This is a genomic window from Glutamicibacter sp. Je.9.36 (assembly GCF_051129975.1).
Taxonomy (GTDB): domain Bacteria; phylum Actinomycetota; class Actinomycetes; order Actinomycetales; family Micrococcaceae; genus Glutamicibacter.
On the sequence record NZ_JBCPSN010000006.1, the window covers coordinates 274,062 to 297,995 of the forward strand.

General features: G+C 53.0%; 12 protein-coding genes and 3 pseudogenes. 7 read left to right on the top strand and 8 right to left on the bottom strand.

Features of this window, described 5'->3' with window-relative positions; genetic code table 11:
- Positions 1-21: 21 nt before the first annotated feature.
- Positions 22-726: a class I SAM-dependent methyltransferase gene (locus tag AAZQ98_RS15610; RefSeq protein WP_434693551.1), complete on the top strand. Its 705-nt coding sequence runs from the start codon at positions 22-24 to the stop codon at positions 724-726.
- 35 nt (positions 727-761) lie between these two features.
- On the opposite strand, the gene AAZQ98_RS15615 is transcribed toward AAZQ98_RS15610, so the two are convergent.
- The 3 genes from AAZQ98_RS15615 to AAZQ98_RS15625 form a co-directional block, all read right to left on the bottom strand.
- The gene (locus tag AAZQ98_RS15615) at positions 762-1,673 is read right to left on the bottom strand and encodes a class C sortase (RefSeq protein ID WP_434693553.1); all 912 of its coding nucleotides are present in this window, start codon (positions 1,671-1,673) and stop codon (positions 762-764) included.
- Between the two features lie 124 nt (positions 1,674-1,797).
- Entirely contained in the window at positions 1,798-3,207 is a 1,410-nt protein-coding gene (locus AAZQ98_RS15620) for a SpaH/EbpB family LPXTG-anchored major pilin (protein ID WP_434693554.1), read from the bottom strand.
- Between the two features lie 69 nt (positions 3,208-3,276).
- A complete protein-coding gene (locus tag AAZQ98_RS15625) occupies positions 3,277-6,117 on the bottom strand; it encodes a SpaA isopeptide-forming pilin-related protein (protein ID WP_434693557.1) in 2,841 nt (946 codons plus the stop codon).
- A gap of 963 nt (positions 6,118-7,080) precedes the next feature.
- Between AAZQ98_RS15625 and serA the strand changes: the two genes are divergently transcribed.
- The 4 genes and pseudogenes from serA to AAZQ98_RS15645 all read left to right on the top strand — a co-directional run bounded on the left by serA (position 7,081) and on the right by AAZQ98_RS15645 (position 14,050).
- Positions 7,081-8,676, top strand: a complete 1,596-nt coding sequence (gene serA, locus AAZQ98_RS15630) for a phosphoglycerate dehydrogenase (RefSeq protein WP_434693558.1) — start codon at positions 7,081-7,083, stop codon at positions 8,674-8,676.
- Positions 8,677-8,998: 322 nt separating this feature from the next.
- Positions 8,999-9,382: pseudogene (locus tag AAZQ98_RS15635) on the top strand (transposase); the annotation flags it as partial.
- Positions 9,383-10,938: 1,556 nt separating this feature from the next.
- Positions 10,939-11,403, top strand: a complete 465-nt coding sequence (locus tag AAZQ98_RS15640) for a hypothetical protein (RefSeq protein ID WP_434693561.1) — start codon at positions 10,939-10,941, stop codon at positions 11,401-11,403.
- 4 nt (positions 11,404-11,407) lie between these two features.
- Positions 11,408-14,050, top strand: a complete 2,643-nt coding sequence (locus AAZQ98_RS15645; RefSeq protein ID WP_434693563.1) for a glycosyltransferase — start codon at positions 11,408-11,410, stop codon at positions 14,048-14,050.
- Positions 14,051-14,466: 416 nt separating this feature from the next.
- Here the strand turns inward: AAZQ98_RS15645 and AAZQ98_RS15650 are convergent, their stop codons facing one another.
- The 3 genes and pseudogenes from AAZQ98_RS15650 to AAZQ98_RS15660 form a co-directional block, all read right to left on the bottom strand.
- Entirely contained in the window at positions 14,467-14,643 is a 177-nt protein-coding gene (locus tag AAZQ98_RS15650) for a hypothetical protein (RefSeq protein WP_434693565.1), read from the bottom strand.
- Positions 14,644-14,834: 191 nt separating this feature from the next.
- Positions 14,835-16,280, bottom strand: a pseudogene (locus AAZQ98_RS15655) (integrase core domain-containing protein).
- A 669-nt stretch (positions 16,281-16,949) separates the two neighbouring features.
- Positions 16,950-19,742 carry a heparinase II/III domain-containing protein gene (locus tag AAZQ98_RS15660; protein ID WP_434693568.1) on the bottom strand — a complete coding sequence of 931 codons (2,793 nt, stop codon included), beginning with the start codon at positions 19,740-19,742 and terminating at the stop codon, positions 16,950-16,952.
- Positions 19,743-19,970: 228 nt separating this feature from the next.
- On the opposite strand from AAZQ98_RS15660, the gene AAZQ98_RS15665 reads away from it, so the two are divergent.
- Positions 19,971-21,449, top strand: coding sequence for a hypothetical protein (locus AAZQ98_RS15665; protein WP_434693569.1), 1,479 nt, complete (start codon positions 19,971-19,973; stop codon positions 21,447-21,449).
- Positions 21,450-21,553: 104 nt separating this feature from the next.
- Here the strand turns inward: AAZQ98_RS15665 and AAZQ98_RS15670 are convergent, their stop codons facing one another.
- Positions 21,554-22,000 carry a transposase gene (locus AAZQ98_RS15670; RefSeq protein ID WP_434693571.1) on the bottom strand — a complete coding sequence of 149 codons (447 nt, stop codon included), beginning with the start codon at positions 21,998-22,000 and terminating at the stop codon, positions 21,554-21,556.
- Positions 22,001-22,057: 57 nt separating this feature from the next.
- Entirely contained in the window at positions 22,058-23,134 is a 1,077-nt protein-coding gene (locus AAZQ98_RS15675; RefSeq protein ID WP_434693574.1) for an IS110 family transposase, read from the bottom strand.
- 550 nt (positions 23,135-23,684) lie between these two features.
- On the opposite strand from AAZQ98_RS15675, the pseudogene AAZQ98_RS15680 reads away from it, so the two are divergent.
- A pseudogene (locus tag AAZQ98_RS15680) lies at positions 23,685-23,917 on the top strand (IS110 family transposase); the annotation flags it as partial.
- Positions 23,918-23,934: the final 17 nt, after the last annotated feature.

Sequence of the window (23,934 nt, forward strand, 5' to 3'; positions counted from 1 at the left end):
ACCATGCAAAGGAGTGCGCCCGTGCCACAGGAAAGCAACTACGACGATTTCGCCCAAGACTACGCTGACGAGAACGAATTCAGCATGCTGAACGCCTACTATGAGCGGCCGGCCACCTTGGAACTGGCGGGAGAGGTTGCTGGCCGGAACATCCTGGATATCGGCTGCGGCGCCGGTCCTCTGTCCGAACAACTCATGAGCCGTGGCGCGAGCGTCTCGGGCTTCGACACCAGCCGGGCCATGGTGGATCTGGCACGCCAGCGGCTGGGCGAGGACGCGGACCTGAAAGTGGCGACATTGGGGGAGAAGCTCCCGTATGCCGACAACAGCTTTGACGATGCCATTGCTTCCTTGGTGTTCCACTACTTGCCGGACTGGGGCTACGCCTTGGAGGAAGTCCGCCGGGTGCTCAAGCCCGGCGGCCGGCTCATCATGTCGGTGAACCACCCGATTCTCTACCCCTTCAACCACCGCGGCCAGGACTACTTCCAGCTCACCCAGTACACCGACGAAGTGACTTTCAAGGGAAAGCCGGCCGAACTGACCTATTGGCATCGGCCTTTGCACAAAACCATGACGGCGCTGATCTCCGCGGGGTTCGCGGTGGAGCGTGTCTGGGAGCCGCCGTATATCAAGGATGCGCCCGAAGGCGTGATCCCAGAAGCCTTGCGTGAACGCGACGCGTTCTTGAGCTTCCTGTTCTTCTCGCTGCGCTCGACGCGCTAGCAAGCGAGGCGCAAACCAGCCGCTGCGGACTAGGACTAGACGCCGATGTTCCTGCCAGAACGAGGGCGACCTGCAAGAAACACCCAAGTCCCCAGGAGCAGCAGTGCTGATCCGAGCCAGACGCTCCACCAGGGGAAGCCCGGGATCTCAGGAGTGGAGCCGAGGGCTTCCAGATCTGCACGCGGGGTAGGGTGCACGCGTTCTCCGGTGACCAGCATGCGATGCGTATTGATGCCTAGGGGAGTGCAGGTGACCAGGGTGGCCAGATCCTTGTCGAATTGCGGGGTCAGCGCCTTCGTTTCATCCGGCTCTACCGTCTGCGTTTCAACCACCCGGTACGTCAGTACCTCATTGAAGACTTCAATGCTGAAGGTCTCGCCGATTTTCACCTGGGGCAGATCATTGAACAGGTTGGCCTCAGGCAGCCCGCGGTGAGCGGTCAGCACCGCATGCATGGACTGCCCGCCCACAGGCAGCGCGGTGCCCTGCAGGTGCCCGACGCCTTTGAGCAAGGTCTGGTCATCGGTACCGTGGTAGATCGGCAGGTCGATGTCCACGGACGGAACACGCAGCCGGCCGATGAGCCCCTCGCTGTTGACGTTGAGCAGAGAATCGTACTCGGTATCTTCCCGCACCGATCCGTTGCTGGTAGGGATATTGCTGCCCGGAGCCAGCAAGCCGCCGCCAACCAGTTCCTCGTTGTACTCCCGGGCCCGATGCAGCTCCTGGGAAATCGTGGAGCTGCCCTCGTGGGACACGTCGCTGGAGATTTCCTTGATGATCTTGGATTGGTTGTATTGCGAGAACCAGCTCGCCGCTGGCGGGTACAGCAGCATGAGCGTACCGGCCAGGAAGACGACGGCGATCACCAGCGTGGACACCGGGACGCGCCAGCGGTTCCTGTGCTGCGGGGGAGGGGAAAGCGTGGAACTGGGTGTTGAGCTCATGATTTCTGCCTATGAAGTCTTGGGAATCAGGAAGTTCAGAAAGAAAATGGTGGGAGTCCCAAGCAATGCTTAGTTCTCCCACCATCTACTGGCTACCCTGGTGCTGCATCAAGCAGTACGCGGGTTAGCCCTGGGTGCGCGAGCGGCGGCGCTTCACCAGTACCGCACCACCGGCGGCGGCCATCAGGCCAAGACCTGCAATGGTGAACAGCACGGTGCCCGAGGCGCCGGTGAGCGGCAGATCAGGACCGGTCGGCTTGTGGTTGGTGATGGTCTCGATCAGGATCTGGCCGTTGGTGACAACCAGTTCGCCGGACCACGGATCAGCTGGAAGCACATATCCGGCTGGCGCCTTGGTTTCCTTGACCCAGTAGCTCGATTCCATGTCATCCTCGATGCCCAGGTGCAGTTCCCACTTGACGACCCCGTCTACCGTGGTTCCGGTAGCCAGAGGCGAACTGGTGGGTTCGCCCTCGGCATCAGGTGCAGTTCCATAGAGCTCGAATTCCGCGCCGTCCAGCAGGACGCCGTTCTCGCCTTCAGCCTTCTTTTCCAGCTGCAAAGTGCCCAGGTTGGTGTTGGTGGTGCCATCAGCTTCCGTGCCATTGATGTTCACGGTCGCGGTGTTCTCGATGACTCCGCCTTCAGGGATGGAGTTGACCTTGGTTTTCAAGACGGTCGTCACGGTAGTCGCTCCAGCCGCATCGAGTTTGGCGAGGCCCGCCCCGGTGAAGGTGATCACCGCATTGTCGGCCGAGATGGTGTAGTCGTCAGTAGGAACAAGTTCCCCGGTGCCTATCGATACCGACTCCCAGGAGATGAAATCGAGGTTCGCCGAGAGGCTATCGGTCAGGGTGTAGGACTTGTAGGGAAGATCCGAGTCAGGGACATCGGTGACCAGTGTCCAGGTGACCTCCTGGCCCAGGACCTTGGCGCTATCATCCACGGTCTTGGTTTGCTCGATGGTGTTCAGCGTGTTCTTCGGATAGACATGCACGTCGTAGTTCCAGGTGCCGTCGGCATTCGGATAAGGAATGCTCACGTAGAACGGTGCGGCTGCGGCATCGATCAGGTTGTTGCCCGAATCGGTTTCGGTGACCAGGTACAGTCCCAAGTCCAAACCGCTGAAGGTAGCGACACCTCCCTCGGTTACCTGCGGGACACCGGCGGCCAGGGTGTAGCCTGTTGGCAATGCGCCGCCGGCGGATTCTGGTGCCAGGGCTTCTGCCAGTTCCCAGCCGTCGGCCACGCTCAAGTCGATTGGAGCGCCGTCGAACAGCACCTGCTGCAAGGTGAATTCAACGCCGTCCAGGCCCAAGCCCGCGCCGGGATCCGGAGTCAGCAGTGAGCCGTTGTTGAGGCCTTCAACAGGGTCCGCTGAAGACTTGTGGACCGAGATGCTGCCGGGGGTACCCGGCGTAATATCCGAAAGTTCGTCAGCGGATGCGGCGGCTACCCCAAATAGCCCCATCCCAGCAAGGGCCATGGCACTTGCTCCGGCAATCAGCTTGCCGAGTCTGCGTTGCGTGAACACGATTACTCCTTTTGTGCGAGTGATTTTTACGCCTACCCAAGTTCAGCGTGGTTGGTGAATTGGTTGAATCTAGCCGAGGTTGCGGCTATGACGGATACGGAAGGCCTGTGCACCCCAGATGCCCAGCCCCAGTACCAGGATTGCGCCGCCAATCAGATAAATCTGATCTCGGCCGATGCCACCGGTCAGTGGAAGCACGGGACCGTCCTGCTGCTCATTGGTAATGGCAGCAAGCTCGATCCGCAGTGCGTCGCCGGTGACGTCGAACTCATGGACCTGCTCGTCCTTGACGTAGCCCGGAGGAGCGGTGGTTTCCTGAAGCGTATAGCTGCCCCACTTCAGGTTTGCCAAGGCGAATTTGCCCTTGGCTGGATCCATATCCGGTCCGGTGCAGCCTTCGGCCATGCAGTCGGTGACCGCGATGGCTTCCGATGCCTCGCCCAGTGGTCCGGTCAGGGTCCATTCGGCACCTGCAAGCAGGTCGCCGTCAACGGTGGTCTTGGTCCAGCTGGCCGATCCGGGAAGGGCCGCGTTCACGATGGTGCAGGTGGCCTCCTGGCCAAGCTCCAGCGTGATCGCCGCGCCTTCGCCGCTTCCGGTGCCGACGCAGCTCCAGGTGCCTGGTTCATAGCCTGCGGCGGTGCCTTCCTCGGCCAATTGGTAGGTTCCCACGCCCACCGATGCTTCGGTGACGGCCGTTTCTCCGGTCTTTCCTTCGATGCTCCCCGCGGTGCCCGAAGCGCTCAGCGTCCAGTCATCGGTGGTCGAGGTTCCGTTGAAGTCCTCGTTGTCCACCACCTTGACCAGCGTCAAAAGCTGTTCGCATTCCACGGTGTTCACGATGGCCACCACATTGGGCGAGGGAGTCCCGGCCATGGTGTGCGTGGCGGATAGCCCTTCGACACCGTCAATGGTCGAGCTGGTCACCTGGCACAGCTCGGCGAGCGTGCCGGTGAGGGTTTCCTCGATGGCCACCTCGTCCCCGATCAGATGCCCGGAACTGGTTGCCCCGAATTCAGCTGCTTGGCCATCAATGCTCAGCTCCGCGTCTCCTGCCGGCTGCTCGCCGTGAGGGTACTCGGTGCCGTTGACCACCCAGGTCTTGGTGACCGTCAGGTCAATTTCCTGGGTGTTGGTGAGCACGCACGTGGCCTTGCTGCCGGCAGTGATGGTGATGGTGTTGCCATCGCCAACCACCGCGCCCTCGCAAGCCAGGTCCGTCAGCTGGTAGTTTTCCGGGCCGGTCTCGGAGATGGCGTATTGGCCGGCAGCTACCGGCACATTGGTGACGCCTTCGCTGCCGGTCACTCCGGACAGATCCGTTGAGCTGCCATCAGCTGACAGCGTCCATTCCGTGGCCGCCGCCTCGCCGATGACTTCCTTTTCCAAGGTCAGGGTGGTGCAGGTGACGGTGTTGGTCACCGTGTAGGAGTTCAGTCCAGGTTGCAATACATGGTCACCCAGATCCCCCGAGGGGGCATTGGTGCACCCTGCGGGCAGCTGGGCCACCGACTCGCCGATGGTGATTTCATCATTGGCCTCGTAGTCGGTGCCATTGCTGTACTTGGCGTAGCCGGTACCGAACTGCGGCGAGGTTTGGCCGGTCAGTTCCAGCGTGGCCGCGATGCCGTCGGGCTGCTGGCCGTTTTCGTATTCCTCGCCATCGATGACCCAGTTCTTTTCGACCTGCACGCTGGAGCAGGTGCTCGGCACGGCAAGGGAAATCGGGGCGATCCAGTCACCCAAGTTGGATGTTTCCGGAATCGAGGAGGAGGAACGCAGATTCAGCGTTCCGTAATTGCCGGTACAGGTAGCTTCTCCAAACAGGGCAGTCAGGTCCACGCCGATTTCCGCGAAGCCGCGTACCGGGATGGTGCTGGTTCCGTCGAAGCCGGTGATGGGCTGGGTATTCGTCGCACCGACGAAACCGCTCAGGGTTTGCTGCTGCACCCACGTTTCCGTGCTCGCGTTCCACATGTAGGCACCGGTGAGGATGAGATTATTATTGCCATCCTGCTCGATGCTCAGGCGAAGGTCACCGTCGCTGCGAATCGGCGTGGGAATCACCGCGGGGTCGTTCTTCTCGGCGTTGAGCTCAACGATGTAGCGGATGGTGCCGGTGCTTGTCCCTCGCTCGAATCCCAAGAAGGCGAAGACATGGCCATCACTGGTTGTCGAATAGGCGTAGTTGCGGCCTATATCTGCCTGGCCGGAGGCTTGGCCCGTACCGTTGACTTGGTTCGCAACCCACGGCCAGCTTCTTTCGCTGGCACCACGGGTGAACTGTGTACTGTCGTCGAAACCATCGTTGCCCGATGGTTGCGTCAAAACGGTGGTCCAATCGTCCAGGGCCGCGTCGTTGGCGCACAGGTTGCCATCAAGCTCAAATCCCCCAAGAATCTGAGTTGATGCCTGGGCGGCACTGCAGACGTCCCCTAATGCCATCGGTGCGAGCAGTTTGTTGTCAGCCTCGCTGGGCGAGGCCGTCGGTGTCGGCGTCGGTGACGGCGATTCCGATGGCTTCTTGGCAATTTCCGTAGGCGATGGCTCAGCAATTGCCGGGGCTTGCGCAGATGCTGTCGCGCTTTTCGACGCTGGAGCGCTAGAAGGTGCCTCGGAGGCTTTTTCCTCTTCGCTTGCCGATGCCTCGGCTCGTGGCGTTTGAGCAACCGGCGCCTCGGATTCAGGTTCCGGCGCGGCCTTCGGCGACTGCGTTACCGTCGGCTGGGTTTCAACCGGCGGCTTGGACGCTTTCGCTTTTGGCGCTGGGGTTTCGGAAGAAGCCGCGGCAGCGGAAGGCTCAGTCGAAGAGGGTGCAGGGCTCGTGGGCGTCGCTGAAACAAGAGTGGCCGCCGGATCGGTTCCAGCAGCCGACGGGGCGAGTTCTGCTTCCGCTGAAGATTCGCTCACCGAAGTAGCGGAAGCTGGCACAAAAGTTCCGGCGAATGCCAGAGAGAAGACAATTCCGGCGCTAATTGCAACGCTGGAAAAGGCGCTTTGCGAAGTGCAATGTTTTTTTGCTCCCCAGAGCAAGGACTTTTTACCTGTACGACCGTTTTTGCGGTGCGCAGACTCATCCCCAACATGATAGTCAAACACAAAAACCCCAATTTTTGTGGACTTTGGAGGGAAACTCCTGCTCCAAGGTGTGCGTCAAAGACAAGCACACAAAGCCATCCGACCACCAAGTTCGAACGGTTTTCCCCCCAGATACAGTGCGGACTCCCCAAAGTCCTTGCATGTATTGGCATCAGCCTACAACTCAATTGCCGAAACTGCTACTAAAAATAACAGCGACTTTAAATTTGCTATTAAACAGCCGGTTACATGACGGATTCAGGGCTCGTGCTGCACCGAGGAATACGCTTTTATGCCAGTTTTTCAACACCGAAATCAAAAGTCATCAAGCTTGTGTTGGGTAGCCAGGGGGACCACTGTGGGAGGCAATCATCAATTCCCATGAATCCAGTTCTGGTCGAAGGGAAACCGCGAAACAGGCGGACAGGGACGACTCGGTCTGCGACAGCCAGTGCTCGCGGAGCACAAGTGTCCTGGTGCGCTTCTGTCATCGAACTGCGCGATCGGCGCATCGCCTGCTGGCACTTTCCGTGGAAGCGTCGATTTTCAAACGAAGATACCGGGCGAGGAGTGAGCGCTTCGAAGCCGGGCATCCGGGGGAGGCCCGGCTATGGAGCAGAATTCACATTCTAGCTAATTAGTGAAAGTTTTCACAAAGTGACGCTCAGGCTGCGTAATATGCGTGAATTCAACGGTTTTCAAACGATTCCAGCGTTAGGGTGGAACATGTTGGCGGTTATCAACCATCGCCAATCTGCCAGCATCAGCCCAAGAAATCGCAAAGGTGCCACACCCGTGTCTGACAACAAGCCAATCGTACTTCTGGCCGAACAACTCTCCCCAGCAACCGTTGCTGCTCTCGGCCCCGACTTTGAAATTCGTCAGACCGACGGAGCTGACCGCTCCCAGCTGCTCGAAGCCATTGCCGAGGTAGATGCAATCCTCGTTCGCTCCGCAACCCAGGTGGATGCCGAAGCTATCGCCGCAGCAAAGAACCTGAAGGTTATCGCCCGTGCCGGCGTGGGCCTGGATAACGTAGACATCAAGGCAGCCACCCAGGCTGGCGTCATGGTGGTCAACGCTCCAACCTCCAACATCATCTCCGCGGCTGAATTGACCGTGGGCCACATCGTGTCCCTGGCGCGCCGCATTCCTGCTGCCAACGCATCGCTGAAGAACGGCGAATGGAAGCGCAGCGCCTACACCGGCGTTGAACTCTTCGAGAAGAAGGCCGGCATTATCGGCCTGGGCCGCATCGGTGCACTGGTTGCTGCCCGCCTGCAGGGCTTCGGCATGGAAATCGTTGCCTATGACCCATATGTCACCCCTGCCCGCGCGGCACAGCTGGGTGTCACCTTGCTGACCTTAGACGAGTTGCTGGCTGAGGCCGACTTCATCACCATCCACATGCCAAAGACCCCGGAAACCCTGGGCATGCTGGGCAAGGATGCCTTCACCAAGATGAAGAAGTCCGCATACGTGGTCAACGTGGCCCGTGGCGGTCTGGTGGATCAGGATGCGCTTTACGAAGCATTGAAGAATGAAGAGATCGCAGGCGCCGGCATTGACGTGTTCGTCAAGGAGCCAAGCACCGATCTTCCATTCTTTGAATTCGAGAACGTCACCGTCACCCCGCACCTGGGCGCTTCAACCGATGAAGCACAGGAAAAGGCTGGCGTCTCGGTAGCCAAGTCGGTTCGCCTGGCACTGGCCGGCGAATTGGTCCCGGATGCTGTGAACGTTGCTGGCGGCGTCATCGATGAGAACGTGCGCCCTGGTATCCCGCTGATTGAGAAGCTGGGCCGTATCTTCAACGCATTGACTTCCGGCTCCCTGACCAGCATTGACGTTGAAGTTGCCGGCGAGATCGCTTCACTGGATGTCAAGGCTCTGGAGCTCTCGGCACTCAAGGGCGTCTTCATGGACGTAGTTTCGGATCAGGTCTCCTACGTGAATGCACCGGTCTTGGCTGAACAGCGTGGAGTTGCCACCCGACTGATCACCACCCCTGATTCGCCTGAGTACCGCAACCAGCTGACCATCAAGGGGTCCACCAACGAGGGCACCCAGCTTGCTGTGGCAGGCACCTTGACTGGGCCTAAGCAGATCGAGAAGCTCGTAGGCATCAACGGCCACGAAATCGAAATCCCTATTTCGGATCACATGATCGTGGTCCGCTACGCGGATCGTCCAGGCGTCGTTGGCTCGCTGGGCAACGTGCTGGGGGAGCAGGGCGTCAACATTGCCGGTATGCAGGTATCGCGCGATGAGAAGAAGGCGGAAGCGTTGGCTGTGATCAATATTGATTCGGCACTGCCGCAGGGCGTTCTGGATGTTGTGGGTGCGGCGATTGGTGCGAGCGTCGCACGAGAAATTGATCTGGCCGACTAGCCAATAGAATTTCTGATAGTAGCCCTCGCGAAATTTCGCGAGGGCTACTAATTTATGTGGTTCGCTCGTAACTCGGGTATTTCATGGCGATCTATGTCAATAAAATTCATTAAAGTCGAAAGAATAATCTAAACTGGGAATATAAAGTGCTCTATCCTCCGCTCCGAACCATCACCACGTCCTAAAATCTAACGTCCCATGTGGAGTTAGATATGTTGATATGAGTGCTGATCAGCCTCGGGTACCGCCAACTTTCTGAAAACCGTCCCGAGCAGTTCGTCTCCGCCACCGTTGTCCACCGACCTGCGAAAGGGCCAGCGACCCGGTCCTGACATCCATGCCAGGGGCCGCTGTCAGGACCGCTGCGATCATCATCGCCGAGACCTCAGGCAAGACCTTCACCAGTGCTGCCGCACTGTCCTCCTACGCCGGGCTCGCTCCGACCACGAGACAGTCAGGGACCTCCATCAAGTCCGAACGCGTCAGCCATTCAGGGAACAAGCGCTCGAAACGGGCGCTTTTCTTTTCGGCGTGTACTTCCCTCCGTTTTGATCCGACCAGCCGAGAGTACTATGACCGGAAGCAGGCCCAGGGTAAACGCCATAACCAAACACTCATAGCGCTGGCCCACCGACAGCTGACCGTGCTGTTCGCGATGATCCGGCACGGCTCACTTTATGACGTTCCGGAGCTGAAAATCGCTTGACACAGAACATAGGAGCACCCCCATCCAAGTTACGATCGCCACATTCAGCCCTAGGGGAGTTGTCAGCCGACGGCGATCCAGCACATTCTTTGGCATGAGGATGAAGAACGACACCGTAGCTTCATTGTCACTGGATGCTCTGACATGGCCCATCGAACTAACCAGCCCGAGAATTTCCAGGACTTGAGGGAATTTCTTGGGGTATCACTGGCTTCCGCAGTCGGTGTGGACTATGACACAAACTAGACCTTTGTCCTTGAGTCCATCGAATACCTGAAAACCCGGTTGCAAAATACTTTCTTGTACGAAAATAAACACAGCTTCTCCACATTGCTCTGGTTCTTTGTGCTATCGGTCACCCACAACTGATTTGGGCTCCACAGCAGTGCACCTGTGTTGCATCAGTTCATCATGTGCCGGCGGGCCTGCCGGGGCCTACTCGTGCCTGCATTTACTTAAGACCGAACGCTCTCCGTTTTAAGGAATAACCTCCACACTGGCTATTCAGATGCCTTGTAGTCGCCGTGTGTGAGACCGCCGGAAAGCTGCACGGTGGCCATCCCCAGGATTTCCTCATACAGCTCACGTAGCTTCGTCGTCGGCTCCAGGTCCTCGATTACATGACGGATAGGGGTGATTCAGCAACTGTTATACGCCTGATTGGTGAACCCAAGAACTCGACACGTCACCGCCGCAGGAATGTGTTTCGTGCCTCTTCGAGCGGCTGATTATTGGACGATTTGGCACATTATTCACGTGATCTTATATGCAACTTGGAAAGGTAGCTGCGGTTTTGCGCAGCACCTCGTTTTCCAACGTTAGTTCGCGGATGCGCCGGAGAGTGCGTGACCTCTCTGATTCCGCGAGCTCGACGGCATTTATCTTGAACGCATCGATGATCGATGGAGATTCTTGGCATGTCTTTCTTTCCTGCGCGTACGAGTAGCCGAGGTGAATATGCGTTCGAAGTGTCCACCAAACTTCAGGAGACTCAAGCACGCCCGAAGGTGCATAGTAGCGATACTCATGATGGCGATTGGTCATATTCTCTCTGACCGAGAGGGAAAAAAACTATGAACCGATGGCCGTTATCAATCCCTACGGTGACTGCCCGGGTTAGTGCCGCAAGCCACAAAAAAACAAGTTAGGATCAAGTCGCGGGCATTGCACCGTTGGCTCAATATCCGCGAGTGGTCCCAAGGTGAATGGAACCAATCCTGCCAGCGCGATCCTGACCTGCCAAGATCGTTTGCAGACGTAGCCTTGAACTACCACTGAAAATTCTCAGACATGACACTGATAACACGATACGGAATGTAACACGATATGGAATACTGTTATAGGCGTCAAAGGAGTTAACGCATGCCCTGACGACGGCATACAGACGGACAAAAATCGTAAGAGGAGATCTATTTTCCGCCTTTGCGATTATTTCAGCCAACGCCTAAGGCAAAAACCAAACAAATTACATTAGAAGCAAATTGATGGAAAACTGCGTGATAGAAACACATCATAATAGCGTAAAATAAAGTAGATATTTTTGTTGAAAGGAGAATATGAAAAACGCGACTAAAATTTCTGAAATGGAATTCGAGAGAATTTTGAATAATGCGAGAGTTATGCATGAGAATTTGGAGCAAAAAGTACGATCGCTCTCATTGGAGCTCCAGACATCTTACGAGCGTGAAAAGAAGTTGCTAAGGATGATTTCAACTCGTGATGATCAGTCGGAGGAGCTAAGTGCCGAGTTGAAGACCTTATCAATCGACAGAGGAAGGATCGCCCGAGAGAACAGCAGTCTAATTAAAAATAGAGGAATTTATGCAAGGGAAAATGCGAAGCTTAAATCAATTCTATTAGACCGTGAGAATAGTAACTTGAGTTCAATTGCGGCTCTCGAATCAGAAATTGAACATCTCGGGTCAAAATATAATGCTCTGAAACTAAAACATGAGGCACTCAGCAAATCCAAATTAGGAAGTGCTCAATTAAAGTATTGGAAATGGAAGTCGGGTAAATAAGAATATGGATATTCGAAAGCTTTCTAAGCGACTTAAACTGATTGACGCTCGTATTGCGGAACTTTCAACTGCCCAAGGATACCCGCCAAACTACGATATCAAAGCATTTATTGAGTCTAGATATTACGAAGAAGGTCTAATTGGATCACACCCGTTCACTGGACATGCTAGATCTGAGGAAGAGTACTCTCAACGATTAGAATATTTTATTGATCAAAAACAGTCGATAATTGATCAATACAAGCCGATAATTAATCAACATTCTGCCGTATCGCAGAGATGGAACGATGCGTTCAATATCAAAATTGGTATTATAGCGGACGAATTTTTGTATAAAAGTTTTTCAAGCACAGCGAATTTCATTCCTTTGACGCCAGAAAATTACAAAGATTACGAAGATGTCTTAGATCTAGTCCTGATCACAAGTACTTGGCGGGGCCTCAGCGGGGAATGGGTTGGAGCCTCTCAGCCAAAGAGCCGAAAACGTCACATCATTGAGAATGAACTGATCCCTTTTTATAATTCTTCTGGCGTTCCAGTTGCATTCTACTCGAAGGAAGACCCACCGAATTATTCGGTCTTTATAGGTACGGCAAGTCTATGCGATCACATTTTCACGACTGCTATTGAAATGGTGGAGCGGTACGAGAATGACTGCCCAAAGGCCTTAACAGTCGATGTCCTGCCGTTTAGTATCGACTTCAAGCATCACAACCCAATCGGTAGCCGTAAGCACCGAATTGATGACATTGTTTTTGCTGGAAGTTGGCATAATCACAAGTACGACGCACGGCGTGAGGCGGCTGTCAAGATATTTGATGGTGTCATAGCTTCAGAACGAGAGCTTCGTATTATCGATCGTAATTCAGGCCTTAATAATCCGAATTATCGTTTCCCTGAACAGTATTTGCCGTACATCGAAGCAGCAATACCTCATGATGAACTTTTAAAGCTTCACCGTTCGAGCGACATTGTGATCAATCTGAATTCCGTCGTTGATAGCAATACTATGTACGCGAACAGGGTCGTTGAGCTTCAGGCTATGGGTTGCACCGTGCTGTCTAATTACAATGCCGGCGTTAACAATCTGTTCCCAAATGTCTACATGCCGGAAACACCTTCGGATGTAATGGGCATCTTATCTTCGTTGGGTCCGACTGAACTTTATGAAAATCAGATGTTCGGTTTAAGAAATGCATATACGAATCACGTTAATTTCGACCGGATCCGCAACTTGCTTTCGATTTGTGGATTAGTACCAGAAGAATCAAACTCTCGCTCCGTGGGTATTCTTGGCGAGGAAACAGCCGCTCGTCGTTTCATGAACTCACAGTTATTAGGAGGTTTTGATAGAGCAACTAAGTTCAGCTTGGTCAATTCTATGAACCAGGCTAGGGGCGAGAACCTAGATTTGGTTTGCGCTATCAGCAAGGACTATGAGTACAGTGAAACCTATCTTCAAGACTTGATAAATGCGACAAAATTTGTCGATGCGGATATCGTTTTCAAATCAGCTAATCCTAATTCCTCCTCGCACTTCGATTATTCGGATGAAGCTATCCCAACACATGGTCATCTGGAATGGGTCGAGTCAATTCACGAAAAAGATGCCCAGAAGAAGTTTGCAATTGATAACCTCGGAGTTTCTCCATCAGAGAAACCAAGGATTCATTCTTATAAATCTCATAAGCCAATACTTACGGTAATTGTACCAGTGTATAATAACGGAGATCATCTTCGTTTTAAGTGCTTTGAATCCCTTCGACGAAGCTCAATATTTACAGATATGGAGATTCTGTTAATTGACGACGGATCGACCGATGATTCCACTCGAACTGTAGTGCGAGATTTGGCAGATTCATTCGATAACGTTTCTGCTTTCTTTTTCGAAGTTGGCGGATCTGGGAGCGCTTCTCGACCAAGGAATAAAGGGCTGGAGTTAGCTAGTTCGCCTTGGGTCACCTATCTCGATCCTGACAATGAAGCAGTTTCGGACGGCTACGCCGATCTTGTACTTCTTGCAAAAAATAACGAATCCAATTTTGCGATTGGAAACATGATTCGAAACGGTGCCACTAAGAAGTTAATTAACTATGCATCCGTCTTGCTCAAGCGCGTTCATCAGAATGAAGTATCACCATCGACCTATTCGATAGATTCCGGTCTATTGACCAAGATTAAGTTCACTCCGATGAGTATTCAAGCCTTGGTTGCTAATACACAATGGCTGAAGTCCTTACCTATTGAACAACCAGTTGGCGCTGTTGGGCAGGATTCATTCTTTTTCCAGCAAATGCTTTATTACGCGAATAGGATTTCAATTACCAGACAGCCGATTCATGTATATTTTGCCGCTGTTGCTAATTCAACCGTCAATTCTACGGGAGCAAGTTTCTATAAGAAATATATTCCGTTAGAGCGTGAGCGTTCGAAGTGGCTAGATGAAATAGGGTTGCTGGAAGAGTACAATTCCTTGCGACTTGAGCCTTTTGTTAAGGGATGGTACTTAGAGAAACTCAAGGGGGTCGCAACGGGAGAAGTCGAGGAGTGTTCGCAAATTATTAGGCAGTTGGTCGCATTCTATAATGTGGAAGAATGGCAAGATAAGGAACTAGCCGAATTTTTCTCTGTCACTTCAAATAAATAGCACGGACCGGCAGTTTTTGAATTGGGTAATAGTCATTAGCAGTCCTGCTTATGTTTACGTCGATTTTCTTTGTGATTCGGAGCCCATCAGCGCACGGCGTAAGCCGTCAGCTGGTGGGTTTCCCGTTGAAGAACACCTGTTTCGTGTAGCAGCCCTATCCCGGGTATTTCATTACAACAGCAATCATTAACTGACCTAGAAGACGAAAAGTGACTTGACTGCTAAATAGCGTTTCTTTGTAGTGCCGTTCTGGCAACGCGGTAGGACCTGCTCCGGGCAGGTGGTATTTTAAATCCGGCTAGCTGGTAGCGGAGGACGCTGCCTTTGGTAATGGCTCAAAACCCCGTCAGGGGTTCTGAGCCATTACGTTATTGAGGGGAAGGCTCGGGATGAGCTGTCAGGGAACGGACCGCATCTTATTCACAGAAATCAGCTGACTCCCGCGCCTTCTCATGCTTCAGCTTGCGCATATCAGCTTCGCCCAGCAACAGCCACCTCGTGTTGTTCGCCAACCGATTCACGATTGAATCCCCGGCAACACGGTCAGGCAAAACCTGCACCCAATACGACGGATCAGTCTGGCTCACGATCATCGTCGGCAGCTTGTGCTCCCGGTCCGCCAGCCCTGTCTAGCAGACGTATTTGGTAGCACCTGTGCGCGCATCGGATGTGAAATCTCGTGACTTCGTAGACACTGAAACTCAGCACTTCGTGGACAGTGGATCTCAATACTTTGTACACAGCTACCGGCAGCTCCCATTCGAGAGCCGCCGGCAACAGCTGACTACCGATAATCAAACACCTCGGGCATGTCTTCTTCCCGAGCTTCGTACTGAGCCTGGTATTCGGCGGTCTTCCGGCTCCACTGCTTGGTTGGGTTCGCCAAATGAATTCCTCTGATCGAGTACGAGGACACAAACCGCCGATGAACACGCAATGCCACCATGGGCAACGGGAAGCTCAACACGACTTCGGCGGTATCGGGGTCCGACAAGATGAATTCGTCGTCGGTGATGGTCCTCAGGAACTGTCGGCCGGCATAAGTCTGCGGCAGTGAGATCTGCTTGCCCCGCTAATACGCTTGACAGTTGTCTTTATTGACCCGTACCAGTAACTGATGGCTTTCTCGGTCCATGTCGGGTTCTTGCGGCTCCTTGAGCTTCTTCAGGATGTCACCGGTTTTCGAAACGACAAGGTCAGCACGATTCACCGCCGAGCTGCCGATTCGGCGCTTCATCAGGTATTCAGCAGCCTTGGCTTCCAGCACCACCATCGGTATCGACTCGGTGGCCGGTGTATGCTCCAGTAGCTCCCAAGCCTTCTGTGGGGTTGCTTGATTCAAGGACTGATGTGGACGGCGCTGGTTGCAATGCTCACGGTAGCGGCGAAGTAGATTCTGCACGTCAGCAAGTTTTTGGGGTTTGTTGGCTTTGAGGAACTGTTGAAGGGTCTGGTGCGAACGTTCATTCTTACCTTGCGTCGTCGGCCTGCCCGGCAGTCCTGTGATCGGCATGCTTCCTTGGGAAGCTAGATAGGCCTCAACGATGCCTATGGTTCCGCCGCGAAGCTGGTTGAACGCCTTGGAATTATCGCTGAGGACTTCCTTGGGTGGCCCGTACTCATTGATGGCGTGGGCGAGCACCTGTTGCGCGTCGCCGCTGTTCTCGTGCCGTGCGTACGCGCTGGAGCCCACATCGAATCGCGTCGCATCATCGATGTGCTGGTAGACGGTCACCACCTGATCGGAGAGAGTTCTGAACTCGAACGCGTCGAGTTGCCACAAAGCCATGGCAGTTGGGCGTACGAAGGGAACGTAAGAGGATTTAGAACGCTTGCGAGGGCTGCGTTCAACTTGTCCGACACTGGCCAGTAGCCTCGCAATGGTCGCCACGGACGGGACCTGGCCGCCAGGAAATTCATCTAGGACAGTTGCTTCGTAATGGATGGTCTTCGGTCCGTAGTCCCGGCCGTCTTTCTTGAGTTCTTTACGGATCCTGACTAGTTCGTTGATCTCTTCAGGACCGTAGCGCCTAGAGGGTAGTTTCGGGGCTCTGGAGCGCGGGTGGAGCGCGCCGGCTGATTCTTGGGTGGCTCGTTCGCGGATGCGGTAGAAGATGCTTCGTGAGATTTTCTGGGTCTTGCAGAATTCGCTGATCGTCAGGGCATCGGGCTGTGTCGGATCGAAGCTGATGATGATCGCGCGGAGGCGTGGAGATAGTACGTTAGGCATGCGATTGAGCGTGCCAGAAAGTCACGTCTCAAATGTCCACGAAGGCATGAGACATCGTGTCCACGATCTTATGAGATCGTGTGTCCACAATGTCTTGAGACAGGACATACAAAGTATTGAGATCCACTGTCCACGAAGTGCTGAGTTTCAGTGTCCACGAAGTCACGAGATTTCACACCGTTTCGGTACACAGGTGCTACCAAATATCTCTGCTAAACAGTACCAATTCACCCTATCCGGCAGTCGCACCCAGGGAGCCGGACTTCCGGTACTGACAAACTCTATTAAGCAGTTAGCGCTGTCCTGATACAAGACACCTATTTTTAAAGAGCCGAAAATGACTACCAACTCTATGAATAAAGGGTTAGGAGTCCTGCCACTTCAAGACACACAGGAATTACGAAGCGATATGACCAAATAGGAGATCCCCGGAATTCCGAGGATCCCCTAGTGGTAATGAGCTGACCAAGGTAATGGTTCCGTGTTTCGATGAACTCGGATAAAGAGGCCACTCCGGAAGCGACCGGATACCGTCTCGCTTTCGCCGGGTTGAGGACCCGACATTGCTGGCTTAAAAACTCTCATTGGAACTATCGACCTGATGACATGGAGAATCTACGTCAAAGACATAAAGGAATCGCCTGACAAAAGAGTTTTTAAATGGGAACCTTATCTAAGTAGTAGACCCAAATCAGTGAGATGTCTTATATAGCCCTCGCTACTAGGACTACGATGCCCAGCGCCCCACGACTCAGTAATGGTTCTGGAATCCACTCCTTTTACACCTTCTATCGCGTTTAGGAATGGGATTCTATGCTGGATCGAGTGATGAGTGTCGCCGTCGTTCTGAATAAATATTATTTGGACATTAGGTTCCGTGTTAAGAAATCTCTCTGAGACCTTAACTCTCATTTCATTCTCAGGGTGTAAATATGAATTATCTGGAAATACCACATTGAGAGCTTTGTGTGCCAAGCGCTGATGATATGAGGTGACAGCAGTTTGAGGATTGAAGGCTAACACGGTGCTCGCGTTCAAAAGGGCCGAAACTTGCAAAGCAGCAAATCCTCCTCCGGAACTTCCCGAGAGGATAACCTTACTGCTTCCCAAGAACTTCATTCGCTCTTGTACGAAGCGTGCAATTTCTAAGTGCAAGTCTTGCTCGGCGGCACCTAAGTACCACCCTAGGGTTAGTGCTGGGTCAAGGTCCAACGTGGGATCAGCGAATATCAATTGATGGTTCGCAAAGCAGCTCAGGCTTTGTGCTCGCTCGAACCGGGGGAGGGAATATTTTCCACGATCTAGCGCACCATGAAAGGTGACATGCAACGTATTGCTATCACCTGGGAGGGATTTTACAGGCATAGTTAAGTTGCCAAAACGATAGGTTTGGAGACCTGAAAAGTCCGAATCACGGGCAGCCTCAGTGCGCGAAGTATAACTTTTCACGATTCCGGATCTGTGTGTAAGCTTTTGAAGGCTATCCCAATTGATAATTGGACTTCGAGATTTAGATGAATCTTTAAGGGATGAAGGCAAGTCAAGATCATCACCTGCAAGATCTATCATTGTTGAAACTAAACCGCTTCGATAAGCGGAATTAATGCCTATCCTTTCTAATTCATTCGACGCCTTGGCCAAGGAACTTCTCCGGAGCTGTACGTTGTTTCGGTCGTCTTCGGATATGCGGATCAGATCTTCCACGTTGAAGGCAGGGGATGAAATGGGGTTCTGATTGCCAGCTTTCGACAAAGCTAGTTTATCTTCATCAAAAGGCGTATCAGAAACAGAGGCAGAATTTTTGCCAATCAACACATATTCAAGCCCATTTCGACCATGAATTTGAATCTCTTGATATCCGTCGCCAAGATTTCGCACTGTAGAATTAGGTTGCACTGTTGTGGACGCGCCGATCACGGTACGAAATGTAATCTGTTTTGCCTTTTGCGTGGCCGTCACGACTGTCGTAGGCTCGCTCTTTCGCCAACCGACACTTGTCCAGCCATCTAATGGATCAGTATTGCCTTTAACACTTGTGATTGCTCCGCTGCGTCCCAACCAATAAATTGATTTCTCTGAATTTGCACGTTTCATTAGGGCAACTTTTGAACCGATTTGAACTTCTGAATTCTCGTCAATATGCCATCTTTGGTGAACTTCAACCTCGGAATCCGCTGAAACTGCATCTAAAACCAGTAAATAATCACCGTGTTTCGAGTATATAGTTCTTCTGGTTAGCAGAACACCATCATATCCGGTATCTCGTGTTACGGCCTCGAAATGTCGGTCTGACTCCGCTGTGCGGAATAAATTGACGATAACGGATCGATCGTATTTTTTGTTGCGGATAAAAAGTAGATTATGTCCATCCCTATTTACGACGTATCGACGCATGGGATGGGAACCGTAAGTGAATTTCCCTGTATCAACTATCCACGGACGTCCAGACGCAAAATATGTGATTGAACCACCGTCAGCGTGTCCGTGAATTTTTTGTTGCTCCCCAAAAGATATTGAGAAGAAAGTTTCATCTTCAAAATTACGTTCCGTTTCTCCCCAGCCGCTTCTGCCGTAAATATAACCACGATCATAAATCTTGATAAGGTCCGACGGAGGTATACCAGCTGATCCGGAACTAGATACATAATCGGTGAAAGGAGAGTTTACTTTAGACGGTGATCCTCCATCCATATCTCCGAGTCGAACATACTTGCCATTTGGCTGGGTTGCATGCGCCAATGATTCAGGTGCCAATGCGATAGTATCTGCCCAACTTGGACGATCGATCCCTTCGAGCATTACACGCGCGATTGCCTCATTCCACCAGTGGAAGTTGGCCTCCTGATAAGAAATACTTCCTTCCTCGTTTACTCCTTGAGCGTCGTAGCTTGAAGCTGCCATAGATTCCAGGCGGGACAACGCAAGTTGAACTAGGGGTTCGTCTTCGAGGACTCTCGCAACAACGAACAATGCTTGATGCTGGTGAAGTGCGTGATTGCCGTGACCTAGATTCCTATGATCCGCGAGCCAGGCTGCATGAACTTCCAGGGCTGTAACCAGCCAATTCGGTACGACCTTATACATCGTGGTGGCAAAAACTAGTTCAAATGTCCGTAAAGCATCGCCCATGTCCGTCCAAGCCCATTTGGATGGAGCGCTACCCGCAGGATTCGCCGCCAGCCACGACTGGGCGTAACGTTCCCAAACAAGACGAGCCGCATCATCGCCGGCGACAGCTTCGCGGCGTAAGGGATCCAGCCAGCGCAATGAGTGATATTGAAACTGCCAGTTGTTGTCGTCGAACGGGTTCTCTAGCCAAGTGGGAACTTCAGGTAGTTCCCATGTAGGATGAGGCGACATCGCCAACATTCCCTGCAACAGTTGGTTAACAAGACGTTTGTCGCTAGCAGTCGCTTCGTACCTAGCACCGAAGCTTTGACGCTTCGCACATTCAATATTCATGATTAGTTCCTCTTGTTAGTTGAACATTTGTGGTTGATAGTGCCTTGCCCGGCCCACTATGGTAACAACGGGATGTTGAAAGAAGTTTTACAACTCATCATAATCTACGGCAGAGCGTGGCACCCGTCTGCCGATGGAGAGATTCAAACTTGACGAAGGTCAGGTGTCGTAGTGGTTGAGCGCCACAATTAAGTGACCAGTTGTAGAACTACTTGATAGGATCCGTTCATGATTAATACTGAGTTTCGTAATGCCCAGATAGTTGGACCACAAAAGGACTATAGTCATTTAGTTTTCGCCCGCGGCTATCTTATTACCGACAATGAACAAGCACTTCCATCGCCACATTGGGAGCGCTTCGAAATCAATGGACTACATTTAGCCTATGATCCTAGAATTCAGTTAGCGCACGCCACTAACGGAAAATGCTCAATAACACTATTGGGTCATGCCATCGATTTAGTGCAAGACACCTCGAATACTACTCAAATAGTGAAGAGTCTCCTTGAAAATCTGAACGAATCCCGCAGTGATTATTTTAAAGAACTCGAAAATTTATCTGGGCGTTACATAATCATCGACAGCGGCCCAAAGGGTACCTGGATTCAGTCTGACGCAGTAGCTCTAAGAAGTATCTATTGGAATGCTGAAAGTCGAATCATCGCCTCACATCAGAATCTTGTCGCAGAGACGGCCGGCGGGCTTGCCGTCTCTGTTTTCGGAAGCGCCAAATGGCGCTCCTCAAACAAAGCGTTCAGCTACCCCGGGAACGAATCTCATTGGGAAGGTGTCAAGTTCCTCAATGCAAACCATCAACTGAACATAGAAACATTCGAGTACTCACGAATTCCCATGTCGGCACCGGAGCCCGCATCCCTGAACGAAGTGGCCCAGCGAGTATTGAAAATGATGCGAGTTCAGCTAAAGCACCTTCTGAAATACCCCAATCCAGTGGTGTCCCTCACCGCGGGCCAAGATTCCAGAACCACACTCGCAGCATTACGACCTGTCAAGAACAGCTTCCATTATTTCACTTATGCACTGAACTATTCTCGCAGGTTAAGGGCGGTTAAACTGGATGCAAATGACAGTGTCCGAATCGCGAAAGAGATGGGGCTCGAACATCACCATCTAATGAACATCGAAGGACCTTTGGAGAATGAGAAACTAGCTCGTGTTCTCAGCCGCAATTCCCCCAAGGCGAGCAATAGGAACGTCGCCGAACGATACTTAATCGAGCTTGAAAACGACACCATGCATATCCGGTCGAGTTTCAACGAGGTGGCCATTGCTGCTTACCGAACAAAGTACGCACCAAGTGTTGTGACCCCTGAGGTTTTGAGTGATATCCTCACCTTTGAGACTGGCTATACAATCGAAACTTTGAGGGCGACGTCTTCCTATATGGAAACGACTGGAATACTTGAAGTTCCAGGATATGACCCGCTTGACCTGTACTACTGGGAACTTCGAATGGGTTCTTGGCTAGGAAATATCAGCCACGAGAGCGATATCGCTTTTGACACGCACATTCTTATAAACAGTCGTTCAATAATTCGCACTTTACTTTCCGCACCCGCGAAAGAACGCGGAAAAGGAAATATTTATCATCGAATCATTCAGATTGCTTGGCCAGAGCTATACAGCATCCCGGTAAATTCCGTTCTTCAGGAGTTTCCTGAGACGACAGTTGTCGATACAAAATAGGATATAATCAGAAAATATTGGGTACTAGTCATCAGATTGAATGTATATTAATATTTGGTTTATTGGCTCTTAAAAAATTTGGCATGATGCCGGCACCCTGACGGTTAAGAAGCGGGTTTGCGCGAAGGAACAGCGTTTCTTAACATGCTCTCGCTTTCGGGACCATGAATCATGCAGGTAACTGCAACCATGTGCATTGCACTGTGCAGGGTCCTATTGTCACCACGATTCAGTTGGTGTCTGTTCGTATTACCCGTGGAGGCGGGTATCGGACTGGTACCGGTCAAGGTAGCGAAAGCGGCCTCACTGCGAACTCTACGTGCATGAGACCATGCCACCACGCACTTCGCAGCAGTAATCACTTTGCAATCGTTTTCGTTCAACAACTTGGATGCTTCAGCGGGAAGGACCAGCTCATCCAATTGGCTTTGGATGTTCTTCAACTGCTCGTCGAGGGTATCAACCTGCTTGGTGCCGAATAGCGCTTGAGGGTACCAATGGTCTTGACAGAAGGTGTGTAATCTCGCATCGTCGTGGACGCGGAATCTCATCACGTCTCCAATGGCTATTGGCAGGTCGTCTGGGACCGGCTGAATCTTCTATGTCTGTCAATCAGCCTTCCGTACGTCGATTCCTATCGATGCAACACTCAGAATCTTGAAAATGCGACGCGCCAAATAGCGCTTCAAACACCGCCGGATTTCCCTGTCAGTTTTCCCCTCGGCCCGGCGCTTCTGAACGTACTCACGCGTTTCGGGATCATGAGTCATACAGGTCACTGCAACCATGTGCAAAGCACCGTTCAATGTTCTATCTCCACCACGATTCAGTCGGTGCCTGGTCGTATTACCGGACGAGGCTGGTATCGGACTGGTGCCGGCCAATGCAGCGAAAGCGGCCTCGCTGCGCACTCGGCCCGCATGAGACCATGCCGCCAAGCACTTCGCAGCGGTAATCGCTTTGAATCCAGTTTCGTTCAGCAACTCGGCTGCTTCAGAGGCACGGACCAGCTCATCAAGTTGGATCTCATTGTTCTTCAACTGCTCATCGAGGGTATCAACGTGCTTGGCCAGCCGCACGGCTTCTGCCCTGGCGATTCTTAAGGACAGCTCTTCTTCCCGTTCGCGCCACCGACTGATCTCCCCGATTTGAGTTACGGCGAGCTTCTGTCGGGCGTCAACGCCCAGCGGATTGGCGCGCACGAGTGCATTCAACGCGTTGACGGTCCTGGTTCGGTCGTGGGTCATCGAGTCACGAGCAGACAAGAGGGTTCGCAAGCCCTGGCGGATACCTTCGTGGGCCCTCGGTCGGCGTAGTTTCTTCTCCTGCAGGCCCAAGACCGCAGTTGCCATGCGGTGCGCATCTAGCACGTCGCTTTTTCCCGCACCCTTATGACGTTTTCCCATAAACGGTGCTTCGACGACCGGGAAGTTTTGAGCAGCAACGACTCCCGCAAGAATCGCACCATAGGTCGCAGCACCTTCGATCACCCAGAGAGTGTTCGCGGTGGCGTCGGTCCGGCGGGAAACCCACGCGATGGCCCGATTGATCCCCGCTGCGCTGGTGGGAAAGTCCATGGTCTCGAGTAGCGCACCCGTGGTCGTGTCGATGAGTGCGTAGACGTGTTTGCGAGCGTGCGTATCAACGCCGACAACGAATGGGTGAGAATGAGCGACGATAGACATCGGGTCACCGTATCTTTCCTTAGCCGGTATGGTTGCTGGCCGCGCACGGCCGATACCAGCCCGGGGTAGGAATCACGACGGAGCAGTACTGTGATGGGTCACGCCCGAAAAGGGCGGACATTCTTCTGATCAAGCTACCGAAGTGGGCCGGACATACACCAGCTGCCCCACCAAACTAGACGGACAATTCAGCGGAAAGACACCCAGAGGGTCAGGCAGGATACGAGTCACGTCCGGCGGTGAGTGCGGCTGGCATCCATCCTGCCAGCTAGTCCCAGACCAGCTGACCTAAGTCTCACAGGCAAGATAGATTCCGCCGACCAAGATGTGACTCATCAACACATTGTCTTCACTGATTTCTGGATGACTTTTCAACGACTCGTCCGTCTTGTTGGGTGTCGCAAATCCGGCCACTTGATATGGCTTCATAGAAGTTAGCCCGCACCCCTTTCTTGGGACGTGTGACTCGTTAGAGATTCGCCTGCCAATTACTCCACCCGGACCGGCGCCAACCAAACGGCCACCAACCGGAAAAGGAGGCGAAGCCGTCGTGACTTTCGTTGCAGAAAATACGACTACGTCATCGGAATCGATACCCGCGCACGAACCCACACCTACGCCATTATCAAGACACTTACCGGCAGCAGGGAAGCTTGCCAAACCTACCCCGTAAGTGCCCCGGGAGTGAATAGGGCCGTCGCCTGGATCCAGCGCAAGACTCAAAGGCGGTGCATCGCCGCAGCCGGAGGAACCCGGTCCTACAGTGCGACGATCACCCACGCGGAATTTTCAAGTCAAAC

Excerpts from the sequence above, each read along its gene's own strand:
- AAZQ98_RS15665 (WP_434693569.1), top strand. The coding sequence starts at position 19,971 with ATGATTAATACTGAGTTTCGTAATGCCCAGATAGTTGGACCACAAAAG.
- AAZQ98_RS15645 (WP_434693563.1), top strand. The coding sequence starts at position 11,408 with ATGGATATTCGAAAGCTTTCTAAGCGACTTAAACTGATTGACGCTCGT.
- AAZQ98_RS15650 (WP_434693565.1), bottom strand. The coding sequence starts at position 14,643 with ATGATCGTGAGCCAGACTGATCCGTCGTATTGGGTGCAGGTTTTGCCT.
- AAZQ98_RS15670 (WP_434693571.1), bottom strand. The coding sequence starts at position 22,000 with ATGAGATTCCGCGTCCACGACGATGCGAGATTACACACCTTCTGTCAA.
- AAZQ98_RS15675 (WP_434693574.1), bottom strand. The coding sequence starts at position 23,134 with ATGTCTATCGTCGCTCATTCTCACCCATTCGTTGTCGGCGTTGATACG.
- AAZQ98_RS15640 (WP_434693561.1), top strand. The coding sequence starts at position 10,939 with ATGAAAAACGCGACTAAAATTTCTGAAATGGAATTCGAGAGAATTTTG.
- AAZQ98_RS15615 (WP_434693553.1), bottom strand. The coding sequence starts at position 1,673 with ATGAGCTCAACACCCAGTTCCACGCTTTCCCCTCCCCCGCAGCACAGG.
- AAZQ98_RS15660 (WP_434693568.1), bottom strand. The coding sequence starts at position 19,742 with ATGAATATTGAATGTGCGAAGCGTCAAAGCTTCGGTGCTAGGTACGAA.